The sequence below is a fragment of the Hymenobacter sp. M1-2 genome, from assembly GCF_057808495.1.
This window is the reverse complement of the sequence record NZ_JBTYZO010000024.1, coordinates 52,270-65,379: the sequence shown is the minus strand read 5'-3', so window position 1 is coordinate 65,379 and position 13,110 is coordinate 52,270. Positions and strand designations below refer to the sequence as shown.

Genomic DNA, 13,110 nt, shown 5'->3' with positions numbered 1-13,110 from the left:
AGGATATTAAAGAGTTTAGGTCTTACCTACTGACGAATCTGAAATGTTGAAAATCATTTATGAATAAATATGAAAGGCTGCAGACAGAACTGGAAGCAGCCGGAGAAGGGAAAATGAAAGTTTTTGGGAGTTCTATGCTGCCTATTCTTAAATCAGGCTCGTTGCTCACTTTCCGAAGACAAGAAGCTTATCGCATAGGCGACATTGTCTTCAGCAAAGTGAAAGGCCGGTATATTGATGCTCATAAGATAGTGTCAGTTGATGCTAACAAAGGCTATTTGATTGCCAACAACCACGGTTTTGAGAATGGCTGGACCAAACGAATATTCGGTAAAGCTGTGGTTGTCGAATTTGCGGGTCAGGAGCGGAAGCTGTGAATAAAGAGCCGTTGCTATTGCAAACCATCGACGGGCTTCCTGAGCAGGAAGCCCGTTTTTGTATCACAACTGAAGACGCTGTTTCGTGTCAATGCCTCAGAAGGTATGTTACTTTCTCACCCGGCTGCGAGACTCATAGGCCAACTCTCGACTAATAATGCGCCGAGTTTTGCGCATGTGCCTACCTTGGGCAGATACCTTGTAGCTACTTCTTCCGCTGTGAAAGCAACACTCATTTTTTACGCTTTCTTGCTGCTCACCGCCAGCTGCCAAAGCCCACGAACAACATTTCGGCTGCCACCTACTTCCTACCAAGCCACTCCGCACGAAAAGGTAGCAACTGCAACACCTACTTCCATTCCGCCGCTGCCCGCACTCGGCGCAGCATCGACAACCATTCATCCTGCCCAAACCAAGCTTCCTGTGGCGCTGCAGAAACGCCGGTTCCTGGCAGGACGCCTGCTCCAGCCGCAACATTCCACACTGGAAACCACTCACGTTTTGAAACGCGCTGATAAGACTCAGCAAAGTAGCCGGCCCCGGAAGACGCAGTTGGAGCACACGGCAGCCTTCGTGCTTGGGCTGGCGCTGGTGGCGGGCAGCGTGATAGTAGGGTTGCTGCTTGGCGGCTGGCTGGGGCTGGGCGTGGGGGCGCTAGGCGTCTTGTTAGGCTATTATTTCCTGGGGATAGGAATCGGGGGTGAGCACGCTTGGCTGGAAGTATTCCAGGAGTTTTTCAACCTGTGACTTTAGCAGATGATGAATCATTTACTTCTCTTTATCCTGCTTTCTTCGGTCTTGCTCATCAGTTGCCACAGTGAAAAAGTAGCTTTTCAGTTCCGGTTACCGCAGCCGCTGGCGGACACAACTCGAACCATAGATTGGCCTCAGCCAACGCAAGCGGCAGAAGATTTCCGAGCTTCGGTCATAACAGCAACCTTTAGAAAACCTGGATTAGCAAGAGCCCAGCAACCCAACTGGCTGCGGCCCTGGCGCAAAGACAATAGGGCACAACCTGGCATAGCAGCAGTACGAACGCAGAGTGCCTCAGCGAAGCTGACGTGGAGCCGCCGGGCTGCGGCCCCGCGTTCCATTTCTCAACTCGCTACTGCTTCCGACAGCCTATTCTTTTTCGGAGGCCTGGCGCTGTGTATTGCCGGCATAGTGCTCGGACTAATAATTGGAGGAGAATTGGGTCTGTTGGTTGGGCTAGCGCTGTACCTGCCCGGCGCTCTGTTTGGCGCCCGTGGTTATGCAGGAAGCTGGCAGTCGGCGGCAAGGCGTAACCGGCACCATTAAGCTCCTGCATCTCGGCGACAACACTTTACTAGTGCTGGCTAGGCTCCTTTCCAGTTCGCGCGGCTAGGTTGCTTGGCCTTACAGCGTCTAGTAGCCGCCGTGTATCGCGTCCTTAAGCAATAGGCTAAATCGGCAACCTTACCTTTGTGGCGGTTGTTTTACCCCGTCTTATCAACTGCCCACTTATGCCTCAGCTCCCCACGCACCGCCCGCGCCGCAACCGTAAGTCCCAGGTTATCCGCGACCTGGTGCAGGAAACCCGCCTCACCGCCCACGATTTGATTTTCCCACTCTTCCTCATCGAAGGCCAAAACCAGGCCGTGGAAGTTGCTTCCATGCCCGGCATTTTCCGCTACTCCCCCGACCGTATCATCGACGAGATTGAGCGTTGCGTGGAGCTGGGCATCAAGAGCTTCGCGCCCTTCCCCAGCATCAACGACGCGCTGAAAGACCGGCTGGCCCGTGAATCGGCCAACCCCGAAGGGCTGTACCTGAAAACAGTAGCCGATATCAAGCGGCAATTCCCGGATGTGGTGCTGATGACTGACGTAGCGATGGACCCGTATTCTTCCGATGGCCACGACGGCGTAGTAGATGCCGAATCGGGCGAGATTCTCAACGATGCTTCCCTGGAAGTACTAGGGCAGATGGCGCTGGCGCAAGCCCGCGCCGGGGCCGACATCATTGGGCCCAGCGACATGATGGACGGCCGCGTGGCTTGGATTCGGGATGTGCTTGATAGCAACGCGTTCAGCCACGTGAGCATCATGAGCTACACGGCCAAGTACGCCTCCGCCTTCTACGGTCCCTTCCGCGACGCGCTCGACTCGGCCCCCAAAAAAGGCGACAAGAAAAGCTACCAAATGAACCCAGCCAACCGCCGCGAAGCCCTGCGCGAGCTGGCCCTCGACGAGCAGGAAGGTGCCGACATGGTGATGGTGAAGCCCGCGCTGAGCTACCTCGACGTGATTCATGACGTGAAGGCCCACACCAACCTGCCCGTAACGGCCTACAACGTGAGCGGCGAGTACGCCATGGTGAAAGCCGCCGCCCAAAACGGCTGGCTCGATGGTGAAAAGACCATGCTCGAAGTGCTGCTCAGCATCAAACGCGCCGGCGCCGATGCCATTCTAACCTATTTCGCCAAGGAGGCGGCCGAAGTATTGCGGCGGGGATAGGAGTTGTTTAGAATCAAAGCTGCTCAGGAAATCCTTCACATCAGGTAAGGCATTCTGAATAGCTTAAGCCCGCAAATAGGCTTTAATCAAGAACGCGCTTACTGAAGCGCGTTCTTTTTTTGTTTTTGCCGCCAAAAAACGGCTTGGCCAGTGCCTCTTGCAGGAATGACAAAATCTTAACTTCCAAACACGGGCCTGGACCCGCGGCTTTGCTTAACTTCATCATACCTCAAACAAGCCGCTTTCTTCTGTAACCTCAACACTAACACCAGCTTACTACGCCTCCTTTTTTCTTACGGATGCCTATGAACAGACGCCTCGCTACTTAATACTCGCCCTTTTCCCACTCCTTCTGCCGGTGCTTGTTCCGGTGGCTAGTCCGCTCTGCTACTTGGTTTTGCCCTGTGTCCCACAACCATTCACAACCCTTCTATGAAAACACTTTTCCGTGTTACCCCGCCGGCTGCTCGCCGGCTCCGCCCCTCGACGGCTAAGCTGCAACTGGCCTTGCTGCTGCTCATGCTGAGCCTGCTGGCCATTACCGTAGTGAAGGCCCAGACTTTCCCGACTGGCTTCAACCAAGTACAAGTCGCCAACGGCATCAGCAACCCGACCGTGCTGGCCTTTGCGCCCGATGGGCGCATCTTCGTGGGCGAGCAAGGCGGCGCTTTGCGCGTCATCAAGAATGGAAGTTTGCTAAGCACGCCCTTCGTGACGCTGAGCGTAAATTCCAGCGGTGAGCGGGGCCTTATTGGCATTGCGCTGGACCCTAATTTTAGCACCAACAACTACGTCTACCTCTACTACACGGTGAGCAGCGCGCCGCTGCACAACCGCATCAGTCGCTTCACGGCCGCCGGCGACGTCGCGGCGGCTGGCAGCGAAGTAGTGCTGCTCGAACTTGACCCGCTCACGTCGGCCACCAACCACAACGGCGGGGCCATGAACTTCGGGGCCGACGGCAAGCTTTACGTGGCTATCGGCGAAAATGCCACCCCCAACAACGCCCAAAACCTCGACACCTATCACGGCAAGATTCTGCGCATCAACCCCGACGGTTCGGTGCCCAGCGGCAACCCCTATACTACTGGCACTGAGCAGAAGCGGCGGGTGTGGAGCTACGGCCTGCGCAACCCCTACACGTTTGCTATTCAGCCCGGTACGGGGCGCATTTTCCTCAATGACGTGGGCCAGAACACCTGGGAAGAAATCAACGATGCCAGCACGGGCGGACGTAATTTCGGCTGGCCAGCCACCGAAGGCGCCACTACGGCTTCCGGCGTTACCAGCCCGGTGTTCAGCTACCAACACGGTGACGGTGATGGCAAGGGCTGCGCCATTACGGGCGGCACCTTCTTCAACCCAAGCAGCTCCAACTACCCTGCTACGTACACGGGCAAATATTTCTACCAAGACCTGTGCAACCAGTGGATCAACTACATTGATGTTTCGGGCAGCACGGCGGTACGTTCCGCCTTCGCCACGGGCCTGCCGGGCAACGCCGTGGGCCTGAGCACCGGTCCCGACGGCAACCTTTACTACCTGAGCCGCAGCGCGGGCGCCGTGTACAAAGTGGTCTACACTTCGCCTACCAGTGCACCGGTCATTACCGGGCAGCCGGCCAGCGTGAGCGTGGCGCCGGGCCAGGCGGCTTCATTCACGGTGACGGCGGCGGGCACGGCCCCACTCAGCTACCAATGGCAGAAAAATGGCGTGAACATCAGTGGCGCTACGGCGGCTACGTACAGCATTGCCAGCGTGGCAGCGGCCAATGCCGGCCAGTATCGCGCCGTGGTGAGCAATAGTGCGGGCACTGCTACCAGCAACGCCGCCACGCTCACCGTCACGGCCCCGAACACGGCCCCCGTGGCCCAGGTTTTGACGCCGGCCTCCGGCGCTACCTACGTAGCAGGCACCACCATTTCCTTTTCTGGTGATGCCACCGACGCGGAAGACGGCACCCTGCCGGCCAGTGCTTTCAGCTGGCGGGTTGATTTCCACCACGCCGACCACGTGCACGATGGCACTCCCTTCAACCAAGGCGCGAAGTCGGGCACTTTCGATATTCCTAATACCGGCGAAACGGCGGCCGACGTGTTCTACCGCCTTTACCTGACCGTGACGGATGCCGGCGGCCTGAAACACACCGTGTCCCGCGACATCCTGCCCCGCAAGTCAACCCTGAGCTTTGCCACGAACCCAGCTGGCTTACAGCTGACACTTGATGGACAACCCTTGAGCACACCCGCTACCGTGACCAGCGTGGAAGGAGTGCTTCGGACGCTAGGCGTGGTGAGCCCGCAAACAGTGGGCGGCGTTACGTACGAGTTTACGGGTTGGAGCCAGGGCGGCACGGCTACGCAAACCGTGGCTACGCCTACCGACGACGCCACTTACACGGCTACTTTCCGGGTAATGCCAGCGGGCCAAGCCGTAACGAGCTTCACTTTAATCAACGCCGACACTGACCAGCCCATTGCCGGCTACGACCCGCTGCCGGCCGGGGCTACGCTTAATCTGGCGGCACTGCCCTCGCGCAACCTCAGCATCCGGGCCAACACCAACCCGGCCACGGTGGGCAGCGTGCGGTTCGGCTACGATGGAAACGCCAATTACAAGCTGGAAAATGCGGTGCCCTACGCCATAGCCGGCGACAATGGGCCCGCGGATTATCTGCCTTGGACGCCCACCGTGGGCAGCCATACGCTCACGGCTACGCCGTACACCGCCTCGGCGGCCGGTGGCACGGCGGGCCAGGCTCTGACGGTAGCTTTTACGGTAATTGACACGCCACTGCGCGCCGCCGACAACCCTAGCGGCACCGTAGCGGGCCTCAACTACGCCTATTATGAAGGTACTGGCTGGAGTGTCCTGCCCAATTTTACGGCGCTGGTAGCAGCCAAAACCGGCACCGTAACCAGCTTCGATCTGAGCCCCCGCACCCGTGATGAAAACTTTGCCTTCCGCTACACTGGCTACGTGCAAGTGCCTACGGATGGCGTGTACACCTTCTACACCAACTCCGACGATGGCAGCCAGCTCTTCATCGGCTCCACACTGGTGGTGAACAACGACGGCCTGCACAGTGCCGCCGAGCAATCGGGCAGCATTGGGCTGAGAGCGGGCGTGCATGCCGTAACAGTGACCTTCTTTGAGCGCACTGGCTACGAAGTGCTGGGCGTGAGCTACGCTGGACCGGGCCTGGGCAAGCAGCTGATTCCTGCCACGGCGCTATTCCGCTCGGGTAGCGCGGCCGCTGCGGCAGCCGTGTATTTGTCGGATTTGAGCTGGGCGTCGGTGAGCAGCGGCTGGGGACCAGCGGAGCGCGATGGTAGCAACGGCGAGCAGGACCCTTCCGACGGCAAAACCATCAGTCTCGGCGGTATTACCTACGCGAAAGGCTTGGGCGTGCACTCGAACTCAGAGTTGATTTACGCCCTGAATGGCGGCTATACCCGCTTCCTTTCCGACATAGGCATCGACGACGAATCGGGCAACAACGGCACGGTCAACTTCCAAGTGTATCTGGATGGCCTGCTGGCCTACGAAAGCGGCACGCTCAACGGCAGTTCGGCCACTGCTACTGTTGACCTGGACGTGAGCGGCAAAAACGAGCTGAAACTGGTGGTGACGGATGCAGGCGACAACAATTACTACGACCACGCCGACTGGGCCGGTGCTCGGTTGCTGCCTGTTGCCGCGTCGCGCACGGCGCTGCTGGCTCGCAACGCCCCGGCCAGCGCCGCCGACATGAGCCTCTATCCCAACCCGGCCCGCACCTTCGTGACCGTAAGCCTACGGCTGCCCGAGCGCCAGACGGTGCAAGTAGCCGTGCTCGACGCGTTGGGCCGGCAAGTAAGTAACACCAGCCAGATGGCGCCGGCCGGCCTCCTCGACCTGCGCGTGCCGCTGGACGAAGTGGCGCAGGGCGTGTACTTCCTCAACGTCCGCTACGGCACCGTGAGCAAGACCCAGCGCCTGGTGATATCGAAATAGCGGCTTCGAGCGGCTTTATTGAGGAGAATCGTGTATTATAATTTTTCAGAACAAATTTTTATGCTACAGATCTGTAGCATAAAAATTTGTTCTGAAAAATTATAATACATCAAGCACGGGAGTCTGTGCCAAGAATATACCCCCTAGGGAATTCTGTTCCGACACAGAACCAGTCGGATTGAGGCCTTCAACTAGGTGCACAGGCTCCAACGCGGATTATATAGGGCAGACCCGCTGGGCCTGCCCTATTTGCGTTTTTCAGCCGAACGGACGTGATAAAACCGACGAAGGTTAGCGTGAATGCTGTATGTTCGAGGCTTCATTTGCCACTGCCATCATGCCCATCATCCGACCCGCCACCCCCTCCGATTTGCCCGCCATCCTGGACCTGGTAACCCGCGTGGTGCCCTTAATGCAGGCCAGCGGCAACCAGCAGTGGTCCGCAGAATATCCCAATGAGCAGGTATTTCGGCAAGACTTAGAAAACAACCACCTGTGGGTGGCGGAGCTGGACGGTCGCGTAGCCGCCGTGGCCGCCCTTACCCACAACCAGCAAGACCCTGAGTACGCCCAGGCCGACTGGGATGCCACCGAGCCGGCCCTCGTGACGCACCGCTTAGCCGTGGACCCCGCCGCCCAAGGCCACGGCTTGGCTGCGGCCCTGCTGCTACACGCCGAAACGCTGGCCGCGGATCAGGGTCTACGCACTTTGCGCGTCGATACCAACTCCGAAAATACCGCCACGCAACGCCTTTTCCCTAAGCTCGGCTACCGTTTCGCGGGCGAAATAACGCTGGCGTTTCGGCCGGGACTACGGTTTTTCTGTTACGAGAAGCGCCTCGCCTGAATTACGACTGAAGTAGGCTTCTGTACTTTGAAAAACAACGAATTACCTTTCTTCAAATGGCCACCGTTTTAGCCGCCGGCTCCAGAGCATAAACGCTACTACTCCGGCCCCAATAACGCCCAGGCCTGACAGCATGAAGCGCGGGCCAGTGCTCCAGAACACCCACAGCCACACCGCCACGGCCACTATCACTGGTAGCGGATACAGCGGCATTCGAAACGGTAGATTGGCCGTACCGAGCCGGCGCCGCAGCAATACCAGCCCCACCGCCTGCCCCACAAACTGCACCAGAATACGCATGGCGAGAATGGCACTAATGACCTCACCCAATCGAAACAAGAGGCTGAATACGAAGCCCACGCCGCCCAAAATCAGCAACGATACGTGGGGGAAATGCTTGGTGGGATGGGTGCGGGCGAAGACGGACAGAAACTCGCCATCGGCCGCGGCGGCGTAGGGAATGCGGGAGTAGCCGAGCAGCACCGCAAACAACGACGCAAACGCCACCCACAGCACCAGCGCCGTAGCAGCCTTGGCAGCCAGCGGCCCATAAAGCCGCTCCACGAACGTGCTGACTATGAACTTCGACTGGCTGGCTTCGGCCCAGGGCACCACCGAGCCTACACTCCAATTCAGCAGTAGGTACAGGGCCATGATGCCCAGAATGCTCAGGAAAATGCTGCGCGGAATGACGCGTTGGGGCTCCCGAATTTCGCCGCCCAAATGGCACACGTTGTAGTAGCCAAGGTAGCTGTAGATGGTCTTGACGGTGGCCTGGCCCATAGCCGCCGATAGCAGCACGCCCGGCAGCGCCGCGAAGCCGCCGCCCTCCGGCAACCACGACACCGAGTGTTGCGCGTGCGTAATTCCGCCAAAAATCAGCCAGCCCATGAGGCCCAGTACGCCCAGCCACAGCAATACGCCCAGCTGCCCAATGGCTTCGATGCGGCGGTAGAGCAGCGCGATGAGCAGCAGCACCACACCGCCCGATACTAGCTTGGGCTGCCACCACGCGTCCAGCGGCACCAGATAGGCGAAATATTGCGCGAAGCCAATAGCCCCCGACGCCACCACCAGCGGCGCCTGCACCAGCGTCTGCCACACGTACAAAAACGACATCAGCCGGCCCCACTTCTTCTCACCGTACGCCAATTTCAGGAACCGGTAGGAACCACCGGCCTCGGGGTAGGCGGCGCCTAACTCACTCCAAATCAACCCGTCAACCAAACTCAGGCCAGCGCCTACCAGCCAGGCCAGCAGAAAGTTCGGCCCCATAAACCCCATCACCAGCGGCAGCGTCACGAACGGGCCGATGCCGACCATGTCTATCATGTTGAGCGCGGTGGCTTGCACCAGCCCAAGGCGACGACGGAGCGGAGCGGTAGACGTAGCAGAATCGAAATCGGACATAGGCAGCGGGGCAACGAATAAGTGGGATGGTAAAGGCGCGAGCCGGGCAGATTGTTTGACGCGTCCTCATCCTCCGCTGTTTTTCACGGGTACGCCGCTTAACTTCGCCCGCCTTCCTGCGTAGGAAACGGCATCCTGAACCCTGACACATGGCTGATCCTAACTCTTCTAAAACAGCTCTTTTTGGGGGCATTGCGGCCAACGTGGGCATTGCCATCAGCAAGTTTGTGGCGGCTTACATCACCAGCAGCTCGGCCATGCTCTCCGAAGGGATCCACTCCCTTGTTGATAGTGGCAATGGCATTCTGCTGCTGTATGGAGTGCGCCAAAGCCAGAAGCCCGCCGACCAGCGGCACCCGTTTGGGCGCAGCAAGGAACTGTACTTCTGGGGCTTGATTGTGGCTGTACTCATTTTTGCCATCGGCGGCGGCATGTCGTTTTACGAAGGCATCAAGCACATCGAGCACCCAGAGCCGCTGACTGACCCGTTCTGGAACTACCTCGTGCTCGGCATTGCCATTGGCTTCGAGGCCTGGGCTTTCTGGCTGGCTGCGCGGGCTCTCATGCAAGACAAATCGGGCGGCTTCTGGGCCAAACTGCGGCATAGCAAAGACCCGGCGGTGTTTGCCTCAGTGCTCGAAAACCTGGCGGCCCTACTTGGGCTTCTCATCGCGCTACTAGGCGTCTACCTCGGTCATTCCCTGAATAATCCCTACCTCGACGGAGCCGCCTCCGTGGCTATTGGCGTACTGCTGATGCTGGTGGCGGTGTTTTTAGTGAGCCGCACCAAGAGCCTGTTGGTGGGCACCGGCGTCGACGACACTATTCTCGACAGTGTGCAACGCCTTGCCAGCGCCCAGCCGGGCATCGAGCAAATCCGGCCGCCACTGACTATGTACATGGGTCCTACGGATGTGGTGCTGGCCCTCGACGTTGATTTTGACGACAATCTTTCGGCCGTGGAAGTGGAGCGCGCCGTCAAGGAGTTGCAGAACGTCATCCGAACGGCTCACCCGGAATTCAAGCGGATTTTTATCGAAGCTAAAAACCTAGCCGACCGGCAGCCTGATGGCGTGAACCCACCGCAACCAACTTCATCTCAACGGTAGCGCTTCGTAACAGGCTCTGGCACGGCGGCAAGCTTGTCTATTGGCGGGTGCTTTCTCTATCTTGGGCGATATGAGCCAACTGCCCGACACTACCGCCGACCTGCTGCAACAATTCAAACACGCCTTCGCCGACTCCACGCTTTCCTTGGAAGAAGCCCGGCAGCTGCGCCAGCGCCTGGCCGAACACGGCCAGCACGGCGACGCTCTACACGAGCTGCGCCACCGTCTGTTTGGGCTGGCCCGCGACCGGTTCAATAGCTTCCAGGACAAAGCCGTGGTGGAGTGGTTGGAAGCGGCCAGCGCCTTGCTGCTGCCACCCGCCGCGCCTCCAGCGCGCACCACTCGTTCCGAAGTGTACTTCAGCCCCCACGACGACTGCGTAGCCGCCATCCGCCGCTTCCTCAGCGGCGCAGCGCACCGGCTCGATATCTGCCTGTTCACCATTGCCGACGACCGGCTAACCAGTGCCGTGCTCGATGCCCACCGGCGCGGAGTGCGCGTGCGCCTGCTCACCGACAACGACAAGCTCTACGACCGCGGCTCCGATGTGCGCCAGCTTAGTGCCGCCGGCCTGCCCGTGCGCATCGACCGCACCACCGACCACATGCACCACAAGTTCGCCATTGCCGACAACCGCACCGTACTCACCGGCTCCTACAACTGGACTCGCTCCGCCGCCGAACTCAACCAAGAAAACCTCCTCATCACCGACGATGCAACCATCGTACGGCGCTACACCCAGGAGTTCGGGCGGTTATGGGAAACGCTCAAGGAATTCGAGGAGTAGATCTAAGGCATAAGTGCTTAGAGCTGAGAGGTGAGGAGTCAGATTATCATCTTATAAGCAGCGTCATACATCATTGCCCTTTACTTAAAATCAACTTTTAAAGAAAAGAACTAGCCTTCAGCTAATTACCCCAATAGAAAACGCCCCCTTGCTTGAATGCAAAGGGGCGTTTTCTGTACTCAATTCGGCATGTGGCCAGAACCGACCAGCAGCTTATTTGGCACCGGTTACCGCGTCAGGCTCAGCAGTTACGTTCGAGGGCCGACGGATGCTTAGTTGCTGGCGCGTGGTGGTGGAACCTACCGTCAGGTTGAGGTTGTAGTCGCCAGCGGGCAGGCCGGTGAAGTCGATGGTTTCGTGGTGTTGGCCGGGGCGCTGCACCAAGTAGTTGGACACCCGCACGGCCGCGCCATCCTGCGTATAGAGCACCCAACCAATGGGCTGCGCCTCGCCGAGCTGGTAGGCCATCTGGATCACGCCGTTGGAGGGGTTAGGATATACGCTGAGCCGGTTGGCGCCCTTCACCGGCACGTTTTCCACTGGCCCTACGATGGGTCTTTCCTCGTCGGTGGAGGCTTGTAGTTTCCACTGCTGGGTGAGCTTGCTCGAATAGCGGCGCTGTTGCAAGCCGCCTTCTTCTTCCGTACCGGCAGTTAAGGCTTTGTTGCTGTGCTTGGCAACCAACTTGTAGTATCCTTGGCCGGCGTCTTCAATTTTCCAGAGCTGGTTGTTGCCGCTGTAGTACGGCCACAGGCTCATGGGTGCGCCGTTGGAAGTGGAACTGCCTAGTACTTCCAGCACTTTGCGGCCGCCTTGCACCGTGAGCTTGTAGTAGCCGCTACCCGCTTCTTCTATTTTCCACTGCGGTGGTCCGCTAGGGGCCACCGACAAACCTGGCTCTCGCGAAACCGGTGCTTCACCTTCTACTTTCAGCGGCTTGCCGTCGGAGCGAGCCAGCAGCGTGTAAACGCCAGGCACACTCAGTACACCTGCCGCCGCTGCCGATGGCTCATCAATGACCGGGGCTTCGGCTACAGCTGCTTTCGGCTCTTCTTTGGGCTCCTCCTTCGGCGCAACAGGCTTGGGGGCTTTGGCAACTTTAGCGGGCTTGGCAGGCTTAGCGGGTTTGGGCTCCTCGCTAGCAGCAGCTACTGGCTCGGCGGCAGCGGCGGCGGCCTTCGCGGCAGCGGCGGCCTTCTTAGCCTCGGCCTTAGAAGGCGCGGGTTCTGGTGCGGCCGTAACCAGCGTTACGGGAGCAGCCACTGGCATACCGGGTCCTTCCAGAGGATACAGATACACCGATGGTACTGTTTGACCACTGCCTTGGCCGGGCCGTACCCACTGCAATCGAATGGTAGCGGGTCCCTCTTGGTCGTAGTACTCCAGCTTGATGGTGGTCCGCTCGCCAGCCGCCATGTTCACCTCCGTACCGCTGTTGGTGGTGGTGTTGTGGTCGGTCCAGTTGTCGATGATTTGCTTGCCGTTCACCCACAGCCGCACGCCATCGTTGGAAACAGTCATGAAACGGTAGCGGCCGGTGGCCGGCGCCTCCACTTGACCTTCCCAGCGCGCCGAGAAATTGTCGTTGCGGACACCAGCAGCCGGGCCGCTTTCTTTCCACTCAAAATCCACCACGGCATCGACGCGCCGTAGCAGCGGGGCGCCCGCCAAAGAGCCATTGTTGAAATAGGAGCCCGTTAGGCCGGTGCCTTCGCCAGGGCCAAGTGCAACCGGTGAGGGGGTAGTACCAGCTTTGGTGGCTGGCCCCGAAACAGGTGGGCCGCCCAGTGTAGAGCCAACGGAAATCAATCCGGCTATAAAACAGAACAGTAGGTGTCGCACGATGCGGAAAGCTTAGAAGTGAACGAGCGGGGATACCCCAGGTTTTATTACCAGTGTCTAGATGCAAATTCCCCCATAAGGCTTTCGTCCACAGAACTGTAGTCTACGAGGTTGGAGCAATATAAAGCATTCTTTTTCCACCAACACCGATTCTTGCCTTCCAACTTATTCATTTCTAGTTTTTTCTATAAATATTATAAAAAGCAGGCATTTGGTATCCTTTAGTGCTTCTCACTTTGTCAGCATTTTTTTTGCATTTTTGCTG

9 protein-coding genes are annotated in these 13,110 nt (G+C 58.6%); 7 read left to right on the top strand and 2 right to left on the bottom strand.

Annotated features, from left to right (window positions below; genetic code table 11):
* Window positions 1–59: 59 nt before the first annotated feature.
* The 5 genes from ACYSMN_RS20500 (at window position 60) to ACYSMN_RS20480 (ending at window position 7,697) form a co-directional block, all read left to right on the top strand.
* Window positions 60–377 carry a S24 family peptidase gene (locus ACYSMN_RS20500; RefSeq protein WP_488925782.1) on the top strand — a complete coding sequence of 106 codons (318 nt, stop codon included), beginning with the start codon at window positions 60–62 and terminating at the stop codon, window positions 375–377.
* A 219-nt stretch (window positions 378–596) separates the two neighbouring features.
* On the top strand, window positions 597–1,124 hold the full coding sequence (locus tag ACYSMN_RS20495; RefSeq protein WP_488925781.1) for a hypothetical protein: 528 nt from the start codon (window positions 597–599) through the stop codon (window positions 1,122–1,124).
* A 737-nt stretch (window positions 1,125–1,861) separates the two neighbouring features.
* Window positions 1,862–2,854 (top strand): porphobilinogen synthase, encoded by a 993-nt coding sequence (gene hemB, locus ACYSMN_RS20490; RefSeq protein WP_488925780.1) that lies wholly within the window; start codon window positions 1,862–1,864, stop codon window positions 2,852–2,854.
* A gap of 432 nt (window positions 2,855–3,286) precedes the next feature.
* A complete protein-coding gene (locus tag ACYSMN_RS20485; RefSeq protein ID WP_488925779.1) occupies window positions 3,287–6,850 on the top strand; it encodes a PQQ-dependent sugar dehydrogenase in 3,564 nt (1,187 codons plus the stop codon).
* Between the two features lie 307 nt (window positions 6,851–7,157).
* A complete protein-coding gene (locus tag ACYSMN_RS20480; protein ID WP_488925778.1) occupies window positions 7,158–7,697 on the top strand; it encodes a GNAT family N-acetyltransferase in 540 nt (179 codons plus the stop codon).
* 42 nt (window positions 7,698–7,739) lie between these two features.
* Here the strand turns inward: ACYSMN_RS20480 and ACYSMN_RS20475 are convergent, their stop codons facing one another.
* Window positions 7,740–9,107: an APC family permease gene (locus ACYSMN_RS20475; RefSeq protein WP_488925777.1), complete on the bottom strand. Its 1,368-nt coding sequence runs from the start codon at window positions 9,105–9,107 to the stop codon at window positions 7,740–7,742.
* A gap of 149 nt (window positions 9,108–9,256) precedes the next feature.
* On the opposite strand from ACYSMN_RS20475, the gene ACYSMN_RS20470 reads away from it, so the two are divergent.
* Both ACYSMN_RS20470 and ACYSMN_RS20465 read left to right on the top strand, forming a co-directional pair.
* Entirely contained in the window at window positions 9,257–10,216 is a 960-nt protein-coding gene (locus ACYSMN_RS20470) for a cation diffusion facilitator family transporter (protein WP_488925776.1), read from the top strand.
* 70 nt (window positions 10,217–10,286) lie between these two features.
* Entirely contained in the window at window positions 10,287–11,003 is a 717-nt protein-coding gene (locus ACYSMN_RS20465) for a phospholipase D-like domain-containing protein (RefSeq protein ID WP_488925775.1), read from the top strand.
* Between the two features lie 213 nt (window positions 11,004–11,216).
* Here the strand turns inward: ACYSMN_RS20465 and ACYSMN_RS20460 are convergent, their stop codons facing one another.
* Window positions 11,217–12,845: a PA14 domain-containing protein gene (locus tag ACYSMN_RS20460; protein WP_488925774.1), complete on the bottom strand. Its 1,629-nt coding sequence runs from the start codon at window positions 12,843–12,845 to the stop codon at window positions 11,217–11,219.
* Window positions 12,846–13,110 lie beyond the last annotated feature (265 nt).

Coding starts and splice junctions, on each gene's coding strand:
- ACYSMN_RS20485 (WP_488925779.1), top strand. CDS start 3,287: ATGAAAACACTTTTCCGTGTTACCCCGCCGGCTGCTCGCCGGCTCCGC.
- ACYSMN_RS20500 (WP_488925782.1), top strand. CDS start 60: ATGAATAAATATGAAAGGCTGCAGACAGAACTGGAAGCAGCCGGAGAA.
- ACYSMN_RS20465 (WP_488925775.1), top strand. CDS start 10,287: ATGAGCCAACTGCCCGACACTACCGCCGACCTGCTGCAACAATTCAAA.
- ACYSMN_RS20480 (WP_488925778.1), top strand. CDS start 7,158: ATGTTCGAGGCTTCATTTGCCACTGCCATCATGCCCATCATCCGACCC.
- ACYSMN_RS20475 (WP_488925777.1), bottom strand. CDS start 9,107: ATGTCCGATTTCGATTCTGCTACGTCTACCGCTCCGCTCCGTCGTCGC.
- hemB (WP_488925780.1), top strand. CDS start 1,862: ATGCCTCAGCTCCCCACGCACCGCCCGCGCCGCAACCGTAAGTCCCAG.
- ACYSMN_RS20470 (WP_488925776.1), top strand. CDS start 9,257: ATGGCTGATCCTAACTCTTCTAAAACAGCTCTTTTTGGGGGCATTGCG.